This window comes from Serratia sp. YC16, assembly GCF_009707615.1.
GTDB lineage: Bacteria > Pseudomonadota > Gammaproteobacteria > Enterobacterales > Enterobacteriaceae > Serratia > Serratia surfactantfaciens.
The window spans coordinates 618591-638914 of sequence record NZ_WLYN01000001.1; the positions used below are offsets into that span (position 1 = coordinate 618591).

Here is a 20324-nt window from a genome sequence, read left to right on the forward strand (position 1 = left end):
ACCTGGCCGTTGCTTTTTAACCGCCGAATCAACACGCTTCATTAACGTTTGGCCGAGCGCTAAAAATAAAAAACCCGCCGTAGCGGGTCGATTGCGGTGATTAAGCGTTATTCTTCATCGCCATAGTAGAGCACGCCCAGCTTAATCAGCGGCCGCCCCTGCGCTTTGCGATGCAGGTTGGTGTCGCGCAGCGAATAGACGCAGCCGCAGTATTCCTGCTGATAGAAGCGTTCGCGTTTGCTGATCTCTATCATGCGCGACGAACCGCCCTTCTTGCGCCAGTTGTAATCCCAATACACCAGATCGGGATACTTTTCCGCCGCCCGGACGCCGCAGTCGGTGATCTGCTGCATGTTCTTCCAGCGCGAGATACCCAGCGAGCTGGAGATGGTGTCGTAACCATGCTCATGCGCATACAGCGCCGTGCGCTCGAAACGCATATCGAAGCACATGGTGCAGCGAATGCCGCGCTCCGGCTCATGCTCCATCCCTTTGGCGCGAGCGAACCAGTTGTCGGTGTCGTAATCGGCATCGATAATCGGCACCCCGTGCTGCTCGGCGAAACGGATATTCTCTTCTTTGCGCAACAGATACTCTTTTTGCGGGTGAATGTTGGGGTTATAGAAGAAAATGGCGTATTCGATCCCGGACGCCTGGATCGCTTCCATCACCTCGCCGGAACAGGGCGCGCAGCACGAATGCAGCAGCAGTTTGCTTTTGCCCGCAGGCAAATCGAGTTTTTCCCTTACCAGTTCCGTCATATCCTCACCTCAATGGCATATCAGTTTAAGCGCGCCGCACTATACGAATAAAAAGTAGCGGCTTCAAGGCATAAGCGCCAATCCGCCGGGAAATTCGCCGCGCGCCGTTCCCCTGCCGCGTCTTTTGCGCTACCTTGATAGCACCGTTTTATAGCCATGATTTTAAAGGTGAAACATGCTTTATCTGATCTACGCGCAAGACGTCCCCAACTCGCTGGAAAACCGCCTGGCGGTGCGCCCGGCGCATCTGGCGCGCCTGCAGGCGCTGCGCGACGCCGGCCGCCTGGTGGTCGCCGGCCCTAACCCGGCCATCGACAGCAACGATCCCGGCGCCGCCGGCTTTACCGGTTCAACGGTGATCGCCGAGTTCGCTTCGCTGGCGGAAGCCCAGGCCTGGGCGCAGCAGGATCCCTATATCGCCGCCGGCGTCTACGCCGACGTGACGGTGAAACCGTTCAAGCAGGTATTCTGACCTCATTACCTGACCGGGAGCGGCGTACCGTTCCCGGATCAATGTGTGCTCTCGTCCGCCCTCATCGGTAGAAAAAATGCCTTCCCTTCGGGCGCTGTAGCGCCGCCTGCCTATACTCTTCTGAACCCGCGGCATCGCCGCGTACTCCTGGAGATCGACCGATGCGACTCGATGTTCACGCTCACCTGTGGAGCACAGAGTATCTGGATCTTTTGCAATCTCATGGCCTGCACGAAGTCGCCGCCTATCGGCAATTGGGCGCCGGCCGCAGCGATCGCGAGCTGGCAGCCCGCTTCGCCCTGCTGGACAGCGCCGGCATCGACATGCAAATCTTGTCGGCGACGCCGCTGTCGCCGCACCTGGAAGACGAACAGGCGGCCGTTGATGCCGCGCGCCGGATCAACGATGAATATGCAGAGCTGGCAGCGCGTTATCCCACCCGCTTCCGGGCCATCGCTTCTTTGCCGCTGCCGCACATCAACGCTGCGTTACGCGAGCTGGACAGAGCCTTGACCCAGCTCGGCATGCTGGGCGCCTGCATCACCACCTCAATACTCGGGCTCTCTATCGCCAACCCGCTGTTCGAGCCGCTCTATCAGGAACTCAACCGCCGCCGCAGCGTGCTGGCCATTCATCCCGCCGGCCGCGGCGCGCACTCGCCGCTGATCGCCGATTACGCCTTGACCTGGTCGATCGGTGCGCCGATCGAAGACACGATCGCCGCCATGCACTTTATCCTCAACGGTATCCCTCTACGCTTTCCGGAGATGAAAATCATCGTTCCGCATCTGGGCGGCCTGCTGCCAATGACGCTGGAACGCCTCGACCAAACCGTCGCGTGGGAAGCGCCGGATACGCCGGAACCCCCGAGCCGCGCCGCCCTGCGCATGTGGTACGACACGGTAGGACACGATCAGGTGCCTGCGTTGCAAGCGGCAGCAGCGACATTCGGCACCGAGCGGCTGCTGTTCGGCACCGATTTTCCGTTCCAGCCGGGCGAGCTGTTTCAAACCACGGTGGACTACATCCGGCGTGCCGGATTGCCGGAGGAAGAAGCGAGCGCCATTTTGGATCGCAATGCGGCTGCGCTGTTTGGGCTGGGTGCGGACTGAAGATCCGTCCTCATTCCATGTCGCACCCCCCCGTAATAACGGGATGTGCGACATGTCGTGAACCGGTCAATGTTAGGAAACTGCGTCAGACCTGTCGCAGGTAAACATCCGTAATGCGCAGGTCAAAGTTGCTTTTCATTTCGGTGACGTCAATAAGCAAGAAAGCGTGCGTAGCCCAGTCCGGCGCTCGCTCGAAGGCGGGAGGCTGCGTAGGATAACCCTGCATTTGGCCTGGGATGATAACGCTCTTCAGATCGGATTCATTGCCGCTAAATTGATAGGTGTAAACGTGACCGGTTTGCTGCTTGAGAATTTGGGGTTCCACGTCTTGTTGCGGACCATATTCACGCAGCTTCGCCCATAGGATTTTGACCTGGCAGAGTTGCCCATCACCCGCGTAAGTGTTGGCGCGAACATGGTGAATAACGCTGCCGTAACCTTTCAGGCTGATGGTTCCCAGCACCGCCTGGAACACACCATTACCAGCGGCCGCGTTGCGCCCCAATGAAACGAAACCGGCCTGGCGAATAAGGCTGAAATTGGTGCTGTTAGTCGTACCCCACCCGTAGCGAGATTTACGCACCGTATTAACGCCTCCCGGCGGCAGAACCCAAACTTCCTCAGTCCATTTGTCGCTACCGTTGCTATACGTCGTGCCATCCAGCCAATTGTCCTGTACGGCGGTATCGGTTCGCACCTGAGTTAACAGATAAGGCCAGGAAATGGGCAGTTGCGTGTTGTGCAGCGAGACAGAACCTGTGCCATCAATCCAGCCGCTGACGTTAGCATCACCGCCTTGCTGCATCTCGCCAATATTGACCTTATCAAAGACTACCCTAGCCAGACTGCCGACATAGAAGGGATTGGAGGTTGTCGGATAGGTCGTTGGGCTGCCGCCGGCTTTGAAGGTAAACAGACCGCCGATAACGTTGACTTTGCAACTTTTGGCATCCGGGATATTCAGGATGTAATTTTGCGGTCCATAACCTTCAACGTGACAATCACGGAAAATATGTTGCCCCCCCTCGATATGCATATACTTTCCGACATGACTGGTTGGGGTTTGCGGCCCGTTTTTACCGTAAATGTAATCGAAGGAACAGTTGAAGAAATAACTATACCCTCCCATCAATTTCACGCCACAGTTGCTCTGACCGAAGACGCAACTGTGGAAGTTCATCTCTTCGCCGGAATTGAAAGTATTGTCCGGGAAGTAGTAGCAAATGTCGCAGTGATTGAAACTAAAGCCGTACATACGCAGAAAGTAGAAATCGATGGTGCCGGTAATGCCATAAGCAAAACCTTCGATACCGCCGCCAATAAAGGTCAACGAATTGCGTCCATAGTTTGCCGAGAATGAAGTAGAAAACGTCATGCCATCGACAAAGGAATTGGGGCCAGGTCCCATCATGCGCAGATTTTTCACGCTGAGATTACCTTGGGTATATCCGGCGCTGTTTTGCCATTGAATGGCGGCTTTCCGCTTGACGTTATCGCCCGGAGTCATGGCGCTAAAATCCAGCAACGCACCGGAAAAATCGTAATCAACAGTTTTCAAATCCAGGTTCAGCGTTTTCGTGCATTTGAATTGCCCGCTACCGAACTGCAGATTACCGTTTTTCAACACGCGTGAGCCGCTGGAGACAGCCTGCGAACTGGCATAGTCGTGAGCAGCCTGAATTGCAGCGGCATCCTCTGAAATACCATCACCTTTCGCACCGAACATATAGGGCGACACCGTACCGGCAACATCCAGGACGCGTACCCATAACCAACCGGCGTTGGGGCGGATGAACATACCGCCGTCATCCATCGCTGTCGATTGTGCTTTGGCGACGAAGGTGCCACCACCGGTTGGCTGGCGATTGCTGACGTTCCAATCGCCGTAGTATGCAGTCACAGCGATCAATTCGCCTGCAGCGGTAGGCAGAGTGTTTCGTAGCGTGGCGATATCAGGGCAAGTATTCATCATGTTATCCTCATAGTTTTACTGTATTTATATACAGCCAAGTAACTCTATGAGTGGATGAACCTTGCATCAATAGCAGGGATGTTGTGCTCTTGACCCGCGAACATAGCGGTCTATCTGGTGTACCGCCTCTTTCTGTTGCATTTATCGCTCATACAAAGGCGGCAGCCGTCAGATGACTAATTTGCCCCGCACCACCACCTTGCCCGGCTTGATCTCAGGATCGGCAATGCGGCGAATCGCCAGATTCAACGCCTGCCAGGCGATCTCCTGCAAATCATGCGACACGCAAGGGAAATGAAAACCATAGATCCCGGCATGCGAAACCTCATCGATGCTGAACAGCGACACCTCCTGCATCAACGGCAGCCGATGTTCGATGCAGGCCTTGATGATGCCCAGGGAGATTTGGTTGTTGCAGCCGACGAAAAAGTCCGGGGCGCGGTTGTTGGCCAGCCAACGGCTCGTCTCTTGCCAGGCGACATCCATAAAGAAATCGGCGTACAGCACTTCCAGCGACGCCACTTTGCCTTGCAAAGCCGCTTGCAATCCAGTGACCCTGTCACGCGCCACGTTGGAATTCTCCGGCCCGGAGACCACCACTACCCGCTGCGCCTGCTGTTCCAGCAGCCAACGCCCCGCCTGGAGACCGCAGTCCAGGTTATCGATATACACCCCGCTGCAATGGCGGCTGTCCAATTCCCTATCGATCAGCACCACCGGGATATTGAGCGTTTCCAAGCGTTTCAGATAGGAAGGCTGGTACAAATGATCGTTGGAAATGACCGATAGAATGATCGCATCGACGTTGTAGCCAATGAGTTTGTCGATGATTCTGTCTTCGCTTTCCTGAGACTCATAGGAGTCGAACACCAGGGTGTCGTACCTCATTTTTTGCGCTTCGAGCGTCATCAGGCGCGTCAGGCCGCCAAAGAATGGGTTGGCCATATCAGGATTGACGATACCGATGGTTCTGCTGCTTTTCGCTCGCAGATTGCGCGCGGCGGCATTGACCACGTAACCGAGTTCGGCGGCAGTCTCGCGAATTCTCCTCAACGTTTCCGGATGGACCTTGTCCGGCTGTGAAAACGCCCGCGAAGCGGTTATTTTGCTGACATTCGCCTGTGCGGCGACGCTGGCCAGCGTCGCTTTCCGTCCTCGATCCACTGCCAAATGCAGCTCCTTAGCTTGAAGATATCATTTTGTACCATTCTCGGCATCATGACAGAACTTTGCCCATGGCGCTAATGGTTTACGCCTGCAAGGCGGTTAATGCGCGGATCGGTAAAAATATCCAGCTCGTCGCGGCTCTCGGAAGAGAACTCGGAGACCACCGCGCCCTGCTTTCCCGCCTGAAACCAGTGCCGGGTGTTGGGGGCGATGGTGTATTGCTCACCCGGCCGCAGAAGGATATAGCGATCGCAGGTATACCACTGCTCCGCCCCTGCGGGCACCCGACATGCCAACTCACCGCCGCGATCGTTGGGCGTCAGGTTTTCATCATCGACAAACAGAAATACCTCCCCCCAACGGCAACGAAAAGTCTCTTGCTTACCGGGCGTGCCGGCGAAAGGCGGATGCAAATGCTCTGGGCAGGTCTGCCCCGGAAAGAGCACCAACTCTTTCGCACAATACCGGGGGGAGTTGACGTAAGTCAGCAGCTGCAATCCCGACACGGGATAGTCAGCCAGACCAAAGGTTGCAATTTCAATACGTTGCTGCTCGTCTTTCGTCAGGACAATGTCCGCCTGGCGCAAATATTCCAGCGTGGCGGCTTTGGCGTTTTGTTGTTTGTTCATCATTTTCCCTGCAAAGTAACGGTATCGATATCAACACGCCGATATTAAAACCGTCATTGCCCCGCCGGTTTTGTGACCGCCATCTCCATATTGAATAACAACCCCCCAGCAAAATTAACTCTCGTCGAGCAATTCCAACATTGATCACAGTTTAACCACCCGCTTTGGCCCACTATCGCCGCATTGAAATGATATCGTTACCATAAAAATGATTCACCAGGAGGCAATATGAAAGCATTAGTGTTGGCCAAGGCGGGGCAAATCGCTATTGAGGACGTCCAGCTGGCCGAGGCGCTGGGGCCCGATGATGTGCAGATTAAAATTCATTCCGTAGGTATCTGCGGCAGCGATGTGCACTATTACCAGCATGGCCGCATTGGCCCGTTCGTGGTTAACGCCCCGATGGTGCTCGGCCATGAAGCTTCCGGCGTGGTGCTTGCGACTGGCGAAAATGTCACTCACCTCAGCGTCGGCGATCGCGTTTGCATGGAGCCCGGCATTCCCGATCTCAACTCGCCCCAAACGCGCGCCGGTATTTACAACCTTGACCCGGCCGTTCGCTTCTGGGCAACGCCGCCGGTGCACGGCTGCCTGCGCGAAACCGTCATCCACCCCGCCGCGTTCACGTTCAAATTGCCGGACAACGTCAGTTTTGCTGAAGGCGCCATGGTTGAGCCCTTGGCTATCGGTATGCAAGCGGCCACCAAAGCCGGGATTAAACCCGGCGACATCGCGCTGGTGATCGGCGCCGGGCCGATCGGCGTGGTAACGGCCCTTGCCGCACTGGCGGGCGGCTGTTCGGACGTCATTATTTGCGACCTGTTTGACGAGAAACTCGCGGTGGCGGCCAGCTACGAAGGGTTGCACGCCGTCAATATCAAAACCGGCGACCTGGCGGGGAAAGTGGCCGCGCTCACCAGCGGCAACGGCGCCGATGTCGTGTTTGAATGCAGCGGCGCAAAACCGGCTATCGCAACGCTGGCTGAGCATGCGGCGCCGGGCGCGACCGCGGTGCTGGTCGGCATGCCGATCGACGCTGCGCCGATGGATATCGTCGCGGCGCAGGCCAAGGAAATTACCTTCAAGACCATCTTCCGCTACGCCAACATGTATCCGCGCACGCTGCGGCTGTTGAGCAGCGGCAAATTGCGCGTCCAGCCTTTAATCAGTCAGACCTACAAGTTCTCCGACAGCGTGGCCGCCTTCGAACGCGCGGCGGCGGGGCATGCCTCAGACATCAAAATCATGCTGGAGATGGAGTAAACCTATGACGCTCTATGCTGGCATAGACTGCGGTACGCAAGGCACGAAAGTCGTGATTGTCGACAGCGCACAGGGCGTGATCCTCGGTGAGGGCAGCGCCCCTCACCGCCTCATCAGCCATTCCAACGGCCGGCGCGAACAAGAGGCCGACTGGTGGGTTGACGCGCTGATCATCGCGTTTCAACAAGCGGTGACCAACGCCGGCGTCGACGCACGGGAGATTAACGCGTTGGGGGTTTCGGGCCAGCAGCATGGCTTCGTGCCGCTGGACGCACAAGGCAACGTGCTGCACAGCGTCAAGCTGTGGTGCGATACCGAAACCGCAGAGGAAAACGAACGGCTGCTGCAGCGGCTCGGCGGCGCCAACGGCTCGCTGGAAACACTCGGTCTGCGGGTCGCCACCGGTTACACCGCGTCGAAAATCCTTTGGTTCAAGACGCACCACCCGGCGCTCTGGGCAAAACTGCACACCGTGCTGCTGCCCCATGATTATTTAAACTTCTGGCTGACCGGGGAACGCGTGGCGGAATACGGCGACGCCTCCGGCACCGGGCTGCTCGATGTGCGCACCCGCAGCTGGAGCAAAACCGCCGTCGATCTCATCGACGACAGCGGCCGCCTGTGGCAAGCCCTGCCGCCGCTCAAAAGCGCGGAATGCTGCATCGGCACAGTGCGCCCTGTCGCGGCGGAAAAGCTCGGCCTCAGCCCCACCGCCAGGGTCTCGACCGGCGGCGGCGACAATATGATGGCGGCCATCGGCGCCGGCAACATCGAGGCCGGCGCCGTCACCCTGAGCCTGGGCACTTCCGGCACGCTATTCGCCTGGTCCGCCGCGCCCGTCGTGGCGGAGTCGGACATGATTGCCGGTTTCTGCTCCAGCACCAACGGGTGGTTGCCGTTGATATGCACCATGAATGTCACCTCGGCCACCACCGCGATGCAAACGCTGCTGGACGAAGATCTTGCCGGCTTCAACGCCCTATTGGCGCAGGCCGCACCGGGCGCCGGCGGCGTCGAGATGCTGCCGTTCTTCAACGGCGAACGCGTTCCGCCGCTGCCCCACGCGCGCGCCAGCCTGCATAACCTGGATAGCGACAATTTTACCCGTGCCAACCTCTGCCTGGCCGTAGTAGAGAGCGCCACCTACGGCCTGCGCTATGGCATCGAGCTGTTCCGCCGCCAGGGCATCGAAACGCGCGAGATCCGTCTCACCGGCGGCGGCGCCCGCAGCGCCGCCTGGCGACAAATCGTCGCGGACGTGATGGGATGCCCGGTGGTCTGTCTGAAAGTCAAAGAGACCGCCGCGTTGGGCGGCGCCATTCAGGCGATGTGGGCGACATCGTTGGCCGATCGCCCGAACCAGAGCGCCGCCGAATTATTGGCTGAACTGTGCCAACGCTTCGTTTCACTGGATGAAGCCACGCGCGCGACGCCAAACGCCGACCGACAAACGCAATACGAGACGCTTTATCAACGGTACCTGCAGCGTTTGCAACGAACCTACCCGGAGGTGCAACTGTGACGCAAGATCCCCATACGTCAGCCCCCGCCTACCTGCTGGAAGTCAGCGGCGTCAGGAAAGCCTTTGGCCCGGTCGTGGCGCTTAAAAATGCAGAGTTTTGCCTGCGGCGCGGGTCCATCCATGCCCTGTGCGGCGGCAACGGCGCGGGTAAATCCACCTTTCTCAGCATTCTGATGGGCTTTATTCAACCCGATGGCGGCGACATTTTTATCCATGGCCAACGCTGCGAATTTGATCATCCCCGCGATGCCCTCAACGCCGGCATCGCCATTGTGCAACAGGAGTTGAGCGCGATCCCGGACCTGACGGTGGCCGAGAACATTTGGCTGGGCCGCGAGCCGAGGCGCCTGGGGTTCGTCGACTTCGCGACGCTCAACCAGCGCACGACCAGCCTGCTCAATGAACTGGATTTCAAGATCGACGCCCGGGAAAAGATGCGCAATCTGAGCGTCGCCGAGCAACAGCTGGTCGAGATCGCCAAGGCGCTGTCGCATGCCAATGCCGACATCATCATCATGGATGAGCCCACCTCGGCGATTGGCGAAGAAGATGCGCAGAAAATCTTTCAGACGCTGCAGCAACTGGCGGCGAAAGGCAAAGGCATTATCTATGTGTCTCACCGCTTGTCAGAGATCTTCCAGATCGCGGACAGCTACACCATTTTTCGCGATGGCGCCTACATCCATGAAGGCTATATCGCCGACATTACCCGTGAACAGCTGATCGAACACATTATCGGCGGCGAGTACGACAGCGAGTTCGCCAAATTCAATCAACCCGGCGAGGCGGTGTTGCTGGAAGTTAACAACCTGTGTTGGCGCGACAAGATCAAAGATATCAGCCTGCAGCTTAAGCACGGCGAAATCCTGGGCATCTACGGCCTGGTGGGATCGGGCCGCAGCGAGTTCCTCGATCTTATCTTCGGCGTTCAGCATGCCGACAGCGGCACGATTCGCTTGGGCGACAAAACGCTGAGCCGTCACTCCCCGCGCGAAGCCATCGACAGCGGTATCGCCTATGTAACGGAAGACCGTAAGGAAACCGGCCTGGTGCTGTGCCGCTCCGTCAGCGAAAACATCAATATCGCCTCTTTCGCCGACATCAGCCGGATGGGATTTGTCAGCGAGAAACGGGAGCAAGCGCGTACCCGCGACATGATCCAGCGCTTCAACGTTAAAACCCACGACGGCGAGCAGCCGGTGGGCAACCTGAGCGGCGGCAACCAGCAAAAAGTGGTGCTGGGCCGCTGGGCGCTGCTGGATCCGGAGGTTTTGCTGCTCGACGAGCCGACGCGCGGCATCGACGTCGGCGCCAAAAAAGAGATCTATCGATTCATGTCGGAATTCGCCTTGCAAAACAAAGGGATCATCATGGTTTCCTCCGAACTTTCGGAAATCATAGGCATGAGCGATCGCATATTGGTGTTCCGTGACGGGCAGTCGGCCGGCGAGCTTTCGGCAACCCATGCGACTCAGGCAGCACTGATGAAACTCGCGGTTTAACAGAGAGAGAATAACAATGAGCAGCGCCCACTCCTTATCACCAGGAATGTCATTTTTCACCCGCAATAAGCGCCGTATGCACAAATACGGCATTATCATCGCCTTTTTCGCCCTGTGCCTGACCGTGGCGCTGATTGGCGAATATCAGGTCGCCCAGGGGGCCTGGAGCAGCAATTATTTTCTCAGCAATGAAAACACCCTGATCGTCCTGCGCCAGGTCTCGATCAACGGCATTCTGGCAATCGGCATGACCTTCGTCATCATCACCGCCGGCGTCGATCTCTCCGTGGGTTCGGTGTTGGCGTTAAGCGGGATCGTCGCCGCCCGTTTCGCCACCAACAATAGCGGATTGGCTATCGGCGATACCGCGACCGCCGTCATGGCACCGCTGATTGTGGCGCTGGGCATCGGCATCGTCTGCGGCCTGGTGAACGGCACCGTGTTAGCCCGCTACCGGCTGCAACCCTTTATCGTCACCATGGGCATGCTCTCTGCGGCGCGCGGTTTAACCATGCTGACTACCAACGGCAATCCGGTTTCGCAATTGAACAGCGATTTCCGCTGGTTGGGCAATGGTTATGTCGGCGGCGTTCCTGTGCCCGTCATCATCTTCATCGTGCTGTTCGCCCTCGCCTGGCTGGTGCTGAATAAAACCCTCTTCGGGCGCTACATCTACGCCGTCGGCGGCAACCCGAAAAGCGCACGCACCTCAGGGATTAACGTCACTCGTATCAAGATACTGGTGTATACGCTGTGCGGCGCGCTGGCCGGCATCGCCGGTTTGATCCTCACCGCGCGCACCGGTTCGGCGCAAACCAACGCCGGCGCAGGCTATGAGCTGGACGCCATCGCCGCGGTGGTGATCGGCGGCACCAGCATGGCGGGCGGCGTCGGTACGCTGGTCGGCACCTTCTTCGGCGTGCTGATCATCGGGGTGATGAATAACGGCCTCGATCTGCTTGGCGTGCAATCGTATTACCAACAAATTATCAAAGGCGCATTGATCGTTCTTGCCGTCTTGCTCGACCCATCGCGTAAGCAACAGCGCGATTAATAACATCAGACCCAACTCTACCAGGAGAAAACCATGAATAAGACCAAGATAGCGTTGTTTGCCTCTGCCATGATGTTCGGCAGCCTGTCGGCTGCTCAGGCGGCCCCGGTTAAAATCGCGGTATTGATGTACGGCAACAAAGCCGAATTCGTGCAATTGATGGAAAGATTCGGCAAGGAACACCCGGCGGTGAAAAGCGGCGAAGCCGTGCTGACCTTCTACGATGGGCGCTATGATGCATCGGTGCAAAACGATCAGGCCGCCACCGCGATCCAGACGCGCGCCGACGCCATTATCGTCAACCCCATGGATTTTGAGGCCAATATCGATATCGTCACCAATGCCAACGAAGCCAAAATCCCGGTGGTGGTCACCAACGCGCGTCTGAACACGGACGCGATGACCTCTGAAGTGGTGTCTAACGATGAGCTGGGGGGCTATCTCGAGGCCAAAGCCGTCCTGGACAAACTCGACTGCAAGAACCATAAGGTGAACGTGGTGATTATCGAAGGCCCGAAAGGCGGCAGCGGCGAGATCCAGCGCGGCAAGGGCAATGACAAAGCGATTGCCGAGTGCGGCGCCGGCCAGGTCACCGTACTTGAACGCAAAACGGCCAACTGGTCGCGCGCTGAAGCGCAGCCGCTGATGGAAAACTGGCTGCAGAAACATCGGGGTAAAATCAACGGCGTGATTGGCCAGAACGACGAGATGGCGCTGGGCGCGATTGAAGCGATTAAAGGCGCCGGCCTGAATGTGAAGGACTTCGCGATCGCCGGCGTGGACGGTGTTTCCGACGCGATTCATGCGGTGCAGGCCGGTGAAATGGTCTCCATCCTGCAAGACGCCAAAGGCCAGATGCAGGGTTCCATCGACGTCGCATTGCGCGCCGTGAAAGGTGAAAGCTATCAACCACAGTCGGATATCTGGAAACAATACGCCAAGGATCTGAAATGGGAAGGCGGCACGCAGAAGCATTACTACATCCCGTGGACCGTCGTCACCCCAGAGAATGCCCAATCGCTGTTGGATGCCCGTAAATAACCCTTCGCCCCCCTCTCCGGGGGCCTGCCCGCACGTAAACAAAAAAAAGCCAGCACGGAGTGGCTGGCTTAAAGGTTCTTCGAGGGAATATCTTGTTCGATAAACATACGCCTGCCGCTGCCCATTGACTAACTATCAGTGTGATAGGCGCAGCCGTCAGCGGCGATTTATTATTGCCGCCGCAGAGCAAACCGCCGCCGCTGATCTACACTTTAGCCGTAGTTCAGATGCAGTTACGGGTCATTTTTATTTTCGAATCGAAAAGGAATAATTATGAAGGCAACTAAATATCTCTTGGCACTGCTGGCGTTCACCTCTTTCTCATCGCTGGCGGCGATTGAAATCACCCGGGAAGAGGCGGCGAAACATACCGAGATTGGTCCGGTGACCATTTCGCAAGACGGCGACGACACCGTGGGGATCGATCACGCGCGCCTGTCGAAAGCGGTGGACGAAAAAGGCGGCAAGTATTACGTCATTATTGGCCGCGAGGGCAAAACCACCTTCGAAACCATCAATGCGATAGCCTATAAATAATCGGGCTTATCCTGCGGCAGGCTGACACCTGCCGCTTAATTCATTCGTTATTTATCTCCGTCCGCCAGTATCAACGCCTGCATATCGGCGAACATCGTTTCCCACTCCGCCTGGTCGATATCCATCAAACCGAAATAACGCAGCATAAAAGCGCCTTCGGTGGCGAGAAACGCCAGGCGCGCGCGTTTGCCCTCTTCGCTCGCCAAATCGAGTCCGGCGATGCGGCTGCGGTACCATTCGCGCGTACTCGCCAGATGCTCCGGCGTTTGAATCAGCGTCGCCATCAGCCCGGCAGCCTTGGCGCTGGCGGTCTGATCCGAACTTTGGGTCGCCAACATATGCGCCCGCACGCCGGTCTGTGGCGAAGGGTCCTCGCCGGCGATATCCGCGAACAGCGCTTCATAGGCGCTGCCCCAGCGATCGAACATGGCGTCGATCAAGGCGTCCTTGCTACCGAAGCAATACTGCACCCCACCCTTGGAGATCCCCATCGCTTTGGCGACGGCGTCGATGGTCAAGCCGGCGGCGCCCTGAGTGGCGACGATCTCTTCGGCGGTGTCCAAAACCTTATCGCGATCGATGCTGCGTTGACGTCCCATTAAGAAACCCTTCTTTTCAATACGAACGTATGGATATATATTATCAACCAGTATACCACCCGGCGCCGCCGGAGGGTTACCGGAATGGCGGCGCCTTCGCGCCGCCCACTTTAGTGGATGAATGACTTATGTACGCCAAGAACCGCTGGCTGATCCTGGCCCTGATCGCCAGCGCCCTTTTCCTGATCGTTATCGATATGACGGTGTTATATACCGCGCTGCCGCGCTTGACCCAGGCGTTGGACGCCAGCGCCTCGCAGAAACTGTGGATCGTCAACGCCTACCCGTTGGTGGTGGCCGGACTGTTGCCCGGTGCCGGGATGCTGAGCGACCGCATCGGCCATAAGCGGCTGTTTCTCGCCGGGCTGCCGGTGTTTGCCGTCGCTTCGCTGTGCGCCGCCTTCTCGCCAACCGCCGAGTGGCTGATCGCCGCACGGGTGTTCCTCGCCGTTGGCGCGGCGATGATGATGCCCGCCACGCTGTCCATCGTGCGCCACGTCTTTACCGACGAACGCGAGCGCGCGCTGGCGATCGGCATCTGGGCCTCGGTGGCCTCCGGCGGCGCGGCCATCGGCCCGGTGGTCGGCGGCCTGTTGCTGGAGTATTTCTGGTGGGGTTCGGTGTTCCTGATCAACGTGCCGGTGGTGCTGCTGGTCTGGCCGCTGGCGTGGAAACTGATCCCGCGCTGCGGCGGCGATAACCCGCGCCCTTCTGACATCGTCGGTTCGGTACAGATCATGATCGGCCTGGTCGGCGCTATCTACGCGCTGAAAGAGCTGAGCAAGCCGGCGCCAGACATCGGCGCCTTGATCGCGGCGGCCCTGATCGGCGCGCTGTTCCTGGCGATGTTCGTGCGCCGCCAGCAGCGTAGCGCCAATCCGATGATCGATTTCTCCCTGTTCCGCAACCGGCTGTTCGCCGGCGGCATCGGCGTAGCGCTGCTGTCGATGGTGGCGCTGATCGGCGTCGAGCTGGTACTCAGCCAACGCTTGCAGCTGGTGCTCGGCCTCAGTCCGCTGCAGGCGGCGCTGTTTATCTTGCCGATCCCGCTGGCTTCGGCGTTGGCGGGGCCGATGGCCGGTTTGCTGTTGCCGCGCTACGGCGAACGCAGCATCATCCTCGGCGGTTTCGCCCTGACCGCTTTCGGCATCGCCGCCCTCGCCCTGCTGTCCCAGAGCGGCATGGCGCCACAGCTGGTGAGCCTGGCGTTGGTGGGCTTTGGCCTCGGCGGCGTGATCACCGCCGCGTCCACCGCCATCATGTTGAATGCGCCGGAGGAGAAATCCGGCATGGCCGCATCGATCGAGGACGTCTCCTATGAGCTGGGCGGCGTGCTGGGCGTAACGTTGCTCGGCGGGCTGATGACGGCGGTTTACAGCCACAGTCTGGCGCTGCCGGCGGAACTGCCGGTCAGCGATTTGGCCTACGACAGCATCGACGAAGCGTTGCGTCTGGCGGCCGGGATGGCGGCCGATCGCGCGCAGCAGCTGACCCAGCTGGCGCGTTTGGCCTTCGATCGCGCATTTATTACGGTGTTGATCGCCGCCGCACTGTTGATGGCGCTGGGCGCCGGCGCGGTAAAACTGGCGCTGCGCAAGTAACCGATAAAAGCGGCTTTTTTCGCCTGCGGATCCTGCGTACACTGATTCGGCAATTTGCTCGACGGATTTATCGCCATCGGTTTGAGCGATGGCAATGATGACTGATATCGTGTTTAACCCTGCGATAAATCCGGTTACTGTAACAGCTATGGAAATGAATTCTGTCTATCCTTGGAACGAATAATCAGGAGAAGATTATTATGGCAACGGCGAAGAAAGCAGCGAAAACCCATATCGGCCTCGACAGTAAACAATCGGCAAAACTCGCCGAAGCGCTGAATGCGCTGTTGGCGAATTATCAGGTGCTATATATGAACGTGCGCGGCTATCACTGGAATATTACCGGCCCGCAATTCTTTGAGCTGCACGCAAAATTCGAAGAAACTTACAACGATCTGCTGACCAAGGTGGATGAGCTGGCGGAACGCATTCTGACGCTGGGCTCGCAGCCGCGTCACGCTTACAGCGACTATCTGAAAACCGCCGATATCAAGGAACACACCAACGTGACCGATGATAAAGGCACGCTGCGCGGCCTGTTGGAAGGGTATTCAATCTTGCTGCAACAGCAGCGCGAACTGCTGACGGTGGCGGCCGATGCCGGCGACGAAGGCACCGCGTCGCTGATGAGCGATTACATCAAAGAACAGGAAAAACAGGTCTGGATGCTCAACGCCTATCTGGGCAAATAACCCAGGCGCCATGACAAAACAGTCCCTCACGGGACTGTTTTCGTTTTACCACTCGCAGGATACCGCAAACAGCAGCGCGCGCCGGTGCTGATCGTCCAGGCGGCGGCGCACCCGGATGATATGGCGATTGCTGCACGACTGGCGCTCCAGCCAGCGATGCCGGCGGCGTTGGCTCTGCCGCAACATGCGCCAGCGGCCCACTTCATTTCTACTGCGTCTCATAATTCCGTCACTCGTTCGTCTAATGCCAACCGCGGGCATTATAGCCCTTTCGGCTCATGATCCAAGTCGCCGTTATCGGCGGCACAGCGGACGCCACACGGGCAAAAGCCGCCCTTTCATTTTCAGCAAGTGCCTTAACTTCATCATATTTATGTAACATAAGCGCCGATAAAAGGTTTCGCCTTGACCGATCTGTGCGTACACTCATCATTGGTGGTTTGCGAACGGGATTTTTCGCCTTTATGACAACATTTTATACCGTAATCAGTTGGCTCATGGTGTTCGGCTACTGGCTGCTGATCGCCGGCGTGACGATGCGCATTTTGATGAAACGCCGTGCGGTTCCCTCCGCCATGGCCTGGCTGCTGGTTATCTATATTCTGCCGCTGTTCGGCATCGTAGCCTATTTATCCTTCGGCGAGCTGCACCTGGGCAAACGCCGGGCCGAGCGCGCCAAAGCCATGTGGCCGTCGACCGCACGCTGGCTGAAGGAATTGAAAGAGAGCCGCCGCATCTTCGCCACCGAGTATAGCGAGGTCGCCGAGCCGCTGTTCCAGCTGTGCAACCGCCGCCAGGGCATCGACGGCGTCAAGGGCAACCAGCTGCAGCTGCTCACCACCACCGACGACACGCTCAAAGCGTTGATCCGCGACATCGAACTGGCGCGCCACAACATCGAGATGGTGTTCTATATCTGGCAGCCCGGCGGCCTGGTCGATCAAGTGGCCGAGTCGCTGATGGCCGCCGCCCGACGCGGCGTACACTGCCGCCTGATGCTGGATTCCGCCGGCAGCCTGCAATTCTTCCGCAGCCCCTACCCGGCGATGATGCGCAACGCCGGCATCGAAGTGGTCGAAGCGCTGAAGGTCAATCTGCTGCGCGTATTCCTGCGCCGCATGGATCTGCGCCAGCACCGCAAGGTGGTGCTGATCGACAACTACATCGCCTATACCGGCAGCATGAACATGGTCGACCCGCGTTACTTCAAGCAGGATGCGGGCGTCGGCCAATGGATCGATCTGATGGCGCGCATGGAAGGCCCGGTGGCCACCACCATGGGCATCGTCTATGCCTGCGACTGGGAAATTGAAACCGGCAAGCGCATTCTGCCGCCGCCGCCGGACGTCAACATCATGCCGTTCGAGCAGGAGAGCGGCCACACCATTCAGGTGATCGCCTCCGGCCCCGGCTTCCCCGAGGAGATGATCCACCAGGCGCTGTTGACCGCGGTCTATTCCGCGCGCGAGCAGCTGATCATGACCACGCCGTATTTCGTACCGAGCGACGATCTGCTGCACGCCATCTGCACCGCCGCCCTACGTGGCGTCGAGGTCAGCATCATCGTGCCACGCGACAACGATTCGATGATGGTGCGCTGGGCCAGCCGGGCGTTCTTCTCCGAGCTGCTGGAAGCCGGCGTGAAAATCTATCAGTTCGAAGGCGGCCTGCTGCATACCAAAAGCGTCCTGGTGGACGGCCAGCTCAGCCTGGTCGGCACCGTCAATCTGGATATGCGCAGCCTGTGGCTGAACTTCGAAATCACGCTGGTGATCGACGACGACGGCTTCGGCAGCGATCTGGCCTGCGTGCAGGAAGATTACATCGCCCGCTCCAAGCTGCTGAACGCCAAAGAGTGGTTGAAGCGGCCGTTCTGGCATCGCCTGGTCGAGCGCCTGTTCTACTTTTTCAGCCCGCTGCTGTAAAAGCCGCGGCGAGCGTGCTTTAATAGCGCCAAATCATTTGTTATCAGGATTTTTTTATGGATTTGAATAACCGCCTTACCGAAGACGAAACGCTGGAACAGGCCTACGATATCTTCCTTGAATTGGCCGGCGACAATCTGGATCCGGCGGATATTCTGCTGTTCAATCTGCAGTTTGAAGAGCGCGGCGGCGCCGAACTGTACGATCCCTCCGAAGACTGGAGCGAGCACGTGGATTACGACCTGAACCCGGACTTCTTCGCCGAAGTGGTGATCGGTCTGGCGGACAGCGACGGCGAGCCGATCAATGACGTGTTCGCTCGCGTGCTGATCTGCCGCGAGAAAGACCACAAGCTGTGCCACATTCTGTGGAAAGAGTGATTCGCCGCTGGCGTCTCGGATAAAAAAAGCCCCGCTCAGTCAGCGGGGCTTTTTGTTGCCGGCTAACGGCACATTACAGCGGGTCGACCTTCAGGCAGGAAACCGCGTGGCGGAAACTGCCCTCCAGCAGCGGACGCGTTTTGGCGCACTCCGGCCCGGCGATCGGGCAGCGGGTACGGAACACGCAGCCTGACGGCGGGTTGATCGGCGAAGGCAGTTCCCCTTCCAGCAGCTGGATCTGTTTTTCCTTCTCCTTGTCCGGATCCGGGATCGGCACCGCCGACATCAACGCCTTGGTGTAAGGGTGCTGCGGATTGTGGTACACCTCGTCATAGGTGCCCAGCTCCACCGCATGGCCCAGGTACATCACCAGCACGCGATCGGAAATGTGCTTTACCACCGCCAAATCGTGGGCGATAAAGATCAACGACAGGCCCATCTCGCGCTGCAGCTGCTGCAACAGGTTCACCACCTGCGCCTGAATCGACACGTCCAGCGCGGAGACCGGCTCGTCGCAGATCACCAGCTTCGGCTCGAGGATCAGCGCACGCGCGATGCCGATGCGCTGGCACTGGCCGCCGGAGAACTCGTGCGGATAACGGTTGATCAGGTTAGGCAGCAGGCCGACCTTCAGCATCATCGCCTTGACCTTGTCCTTCACTTCCTGACGCGGCATTTTCGGGTAGTAGGTGCGCAGCGGCTCGGCGATGATCTCGCCGATGGTCATGCGCGGGTTGAGCGAAGCCAGCGGATCCTGGAAGATCATCTGAATATCGCTGCGGGTTTTGCGCCAGTCGGCGTCGCTCATGCCCAGCAGATCTTTACCCAACCAGGCGACGCGCCCGCTGGTGGCCTTCACCAGGCCGATGATGGCGCGCGCGAAGGTGGATTTGCCGCAGCCGGATTCGCCGACCACGCCGAGGGTCTCGCCCTCGAACAGCCGCAGCGTAACGCCATCGACCGCCTTCAGGGTTTTCGGCGGTTGCCAGAACCACTGCTTGTCGTCATGAATGTCGAAGTGCACTTTCAGATCGGCCACTTCGAGCAGCACTTTCTTGTCGGTTACCGCTGTCATACCAACGCCTCCACCGGTTTAAAGCAGGCGCGCAGGCGCCCTTCCCCAAATTGCTCCAACGGCGGAGCGCTCGCGCACTGTTCCATGGCATGCGGGCAGCGCGGCTGGAACGGGCAGCCTTTCGGCAACCGCAGCAGGTTCGGCGGGTTGCCGGGAATGGTCAGCAACGCCTCGCCTTCAGCGTCGAGACGCGGCACCGCGTTCAACAGGCCGATAGAGTACGGGTGGCTCGGCTGGTAGAACACTTCACGCGCGCTGCCGTATTCCATGGTGCGGCCGGCGTACATCACCAGCACCTTGTTGCAGATGCCGGCCACCACGCCCAGATCGTGGGTAATCATGATGATGGCGGTGTTGAACTCACGCTTCAGCTCGTTCAGCAATGTCATAATCTGCGCCTGAACGGTCACGTCCAATGCGGTGGTCGGCTCGTCGGCGATCAGCAGCTTCGGCCGGCACAGCAGCGCCATGGCGATCATCACGCGCTGGCGCATGCCGCCGGAAAACTCGTGCGGATACATGCGCATGCGCTTGCGCGCCTCCGGCATTTTCACCGCGTCTAGCATGCGCACCGACTCTTCGAAGGCTTCGCTTTTGCTCATTTTCTTATGCAGCATCAGCACTTCCATCAGCTGCTCGCCAACGCGCATATAAGGGTTAAGCGAGGTCATCGGGTCCTGGAAGATCATCGAAATCTCTTCTGCCCGCAGCTTGTTGAGCTGATTTTCCGGCAGGTTGAGGATTTCGCGGCCGTTGAATTTGGCCGATCCGCCGATGCGGCCATTGCTGGCCAGCAGCCCCATCAGGGCGAACGCGGTCTGCGATTTGCCGGAACCGGATTCACCGACGATGCCCAGCGTTTCGCCGGCGCGCAGATCGAAGTTCAGATCGTTCACCGCCGTCACGTCGCCGTCTGGGGTCGTGAACGTGACGCGCAGATCTTTCACGTCCAGCAGCGGCGAGGTTTTGACGCCGACGCCGGTTTGCAACTCAGGATGTTCAATGGTGCTCATGATTGCA

Annotated in this window: 20 protein-coding genes; 12 read left to right on the forward strand and 8 right to left on the reverse strand. The window is 58.6% G+C overall.

The genetic code is table 11. From position 1 onward, the window contains the following. Positions 1-107 precede the first annotated feature (107 nt). Positions 108-761: an epoxyqueuosine reductase QueH gene (locus GKN89_RS02810; RefSeq protein ID WP_019452723.1), complete on the reverse strand. Its 654-nt coding sequence runs from the start codon at positions 759-761 to the stop codon at positions 108-110. A gap of 175 nt (positions 762-936) precedes the next feature. On the opposite strand from GKN89_RS02810, the gene GKN89_RS02815 reads away from it, so the two are divergent. Further along, the gene (locus GKN89_RS02815) at positions 937-1233 is read left to right on the forward strand and encodes a YciI family protein (RefSeq protein ID WP_004932096.1); all 297 of its coding nucleotides are present in this window, start codon (positions 937-939) and stop codon (positions 1231-1233) included. 161 nt (positions 1234-1394) lie between these two features. Continuing rightward, on the forward strand, positions 1395-2345 hold the full coding sequence (locus GKN89_RS02820; protein WP_154746310.1) for an amidohydrolase family protein: 951 nt from the start codon (positions 1395-1397) through the stop codon (positions 2343-2345). A gap of 85 nt (positions 2346-2430) precedes the next feature. Here the strand turns inward: GKN89_RS02820 and GKN89_RS02825 are convergent, their stop codons facing one another. From GKN89_RS02825 to GKN89_RS02835, 3 genes are all read right to left on the reverse strand, one after another. Further along, positions 2431-4317, reverse strand: coding sequence for a hypothetical protein (locus GKN89_RS02825; protein WP_154746311.1), 1887 nt, complete (start codon positions 4315-4317; stop codon positions 2431-2433). Between the two features lie 168 nt (positions 4318-4485). After that, complete coding sequence (locus GKN89_RS02830) at positions 4486-5487, reverse strand: LacI family DNA-binding transcriptional regulator (protein WP_154746312.1); 1002 nt, start codon at positions 5485-5487, stop codon at positions 4486-4488. 71 nt (positions 5488-5558) lie between these two features. Further along, positions 5559-6113: a D-lyxose/D-mannose family sugar isomerase gene (locus GKN89_RS02835; protein WP_019452726.1), complete on the reverse strand. Its 555-nt coding sequence runs from the start codon at positions 6111-6113 to the stop codon at positions 5559-5561. A gap of 228 nt (positions 6114-6341) precedes the next feature. Between GKN89_RS02835 and GKN89_RS02840 the strand changes: the two genes are divergently transcribed. The 6 genes from GKN89_RS02840 to GKN89_RS02865 all read left to right on the forward strand — a co-directional run bounded on the left by GKN89_RS02840 (position 6342) and on the right by GKN89_RS02865 (position 13032). Beyond that, entirely contained in the window at positions 6342-7376 is a 1035-nt protein-coding gene (locus tag GKN89_RS02840; protein WP_154746313.1) for an NAD(P)-dependent alcohol dehydrogenase, read from the forward strand. A gap of 4 nt (positions 7377-7380) precedes the next feature. Beyond that, on the forward strand, positions 7381-8898 hold the full coding sequence (gene xylB, locus GKN89_RS02845) for a xylulokinase (protein ID WP_063918450.1): 1518 nt from the start codon (positions 7381-7383) through the stop codon (positions 8896-8898). Then, positions 8895-10400: a sugar ABC transporter ATP-binding protein gene (locus GKN89_RS02850; RefSeq protein ID WP_370520147.1), complete on the forward strand. Its 1506-nt coding sequence runs from the start codon at positions 8895-8897 to the stop codon at positions 10398-10400. The genes xylB and GKN89_RS02850 overlap by 4 nt, the downstream gene beginning before the upstream one ends. Positions 10401-10416: 16 nt before the next feature. Beyond that, positions 10417-11454 (forward strand): ABC transporter permease, encoded by a 1038-nt coding sequence (locus GKN89_RS02855; RefSeq protein WP_043128958.1) that lies wholly within the window; start codon positions 10417-10419, stop codon positions 11452-11454. A gap of 33 nt (positions 11455-11487) precedes the next feature. After that, positions 11488-12495, forward strand: a complete 1008-nt coding sequence (locus tag GKN89_RS02860) for a substrate-binding domain-containing protein (RefSeq protein ID WP_019452731.1) — start codon at positions 11488-11490, stop codon at positions 12493-12495. Positions 12496-12768: 273 nt separating this feature from the next. Further along, positions 12769-13032, forward strand: a complete 264-nt coding sequence (locus tag GKN89_RS02865; RefSeq protein WP_019452732.1) for a hypothetical protein — start codon at positions 12769-12771, stop codon at positions 13030-13032. Between the two features lie 47 nt (positions 13033-13079). Here GKN89_RS02865 and GKN89_RS02870 read toward each other — a convergent pair whose 3' ends face one another. Next, on the reverse strand, positions 13080-13631 hold the full coding sequence (locus tag GKN89_RS02870) for a TetR/AcrR family transcriptional regulator (protein WP_154746314.1): 552 nt from the start codon (positions 13629-13631) through the stop codon (positions 13080-13082). Between the two features lie 128 nt (positions 13632-13759). Between GKN89_RS02870 and smfY the strand changes: the two genes are divergently transcribed. Further along, the gene (smfY, locus tag GKN89_RS02875) at positions 13760-15232 is read left to right on the forward strand and encodes a multidrug efflux MFS transporter SmfY (protein ID WP_019452734.1); all 1473 of its coding nucleotides are present in this window, start codon (positions 13760-13762) and stop codon (positions 15230-15232) included. Positions 15233-15432: 200 nt separating this feature from the next. Next, entirely contained in the window at positions 15433-15924 is a 492-nt protein-coding gene (locus tag GKN89_RS02880; RefSeq protein ID WP_019452735.1) for a Dps family protein, read from the forward strand. A 45-nt stretch (positions 15925-15969) separates the two neighbouring features. Here the strand turns inward: GKN89_RS02880 and GKN89_RS02885 are convergent, their stop codons facing one another. Further along, positions 15970-16146, reverse strand: coding sequence for a YciY family protein (locus GKN89_RS02885; RefSeq protein WP_025159792.1), 177 nt, complete (start codon positions 16144-16146; stop codon positions 15970-15972). 242 nt (positions 16147-16388) lie between these two features. Between GKN89_RS02885 and cls the strand changes: the two genes are divergently transcribed. Both cls and GKN89_RS02895 read left to right on the forward strand, forming a co-directional pair. Further along, entirely contained in the window at positions 16389-17849 is a 1461-nt protein-coding gene (gene cls, locus GKN89_RS02890; protein ID WP_025159793.1) for a cardiolipin synthase, read from the forward strand. A 56-nt stretch (positions 17850-17905) separates the two neighbouring features. Then, positions 17906-18229 carry an HI1450 family dsDNA-mimic protein gene (locus GKN89_RS02895; RefSeq protein ID WP_004932139.1) on the forward strand — a complete coding sequence of 108 codons (324 nt, stop codon included), beginning with the start codon at positions 17906-17908 and terminating at the stop codon, positions 18227-18229. Between the two features lie 73 nt (positions 18230-18302). On the opposite strand, the gene oppF is transcribed toward GKN89_RS02895, so the two are convergent. Together oppF and GKN89_RS02905 are read right to left on the reverse strand one after the other, a co-directional pair. Next, positions 18303-19304 carry a murein tripeptide/oligopeptide ABC transporter ATP binding protein OppF gene (oppF, locus tag GKN89_RS02900; RefSeq protein WP_019452737.1) on the reverse strand — a complete coding sequence of 334 codons (1002 nt, stop codon included), beginning with the start codon at positions 19302-19304 and terminating at the stop codon, positions 18303-18305. After that, entirely contained in the window at positions 19301-20317 is a 1017-nt protein-coding gene (locus GKN89_RS02905; protein ID WP_063918453.1) for an ABC transporter ATP-binding protein, read from the reverse strand. Before GKN89_RS02905 ends, oppF begins: the two co-directional genes overlap by 4 nt. Positions 20318-20324: the final 7 nt, after the last annotated feature.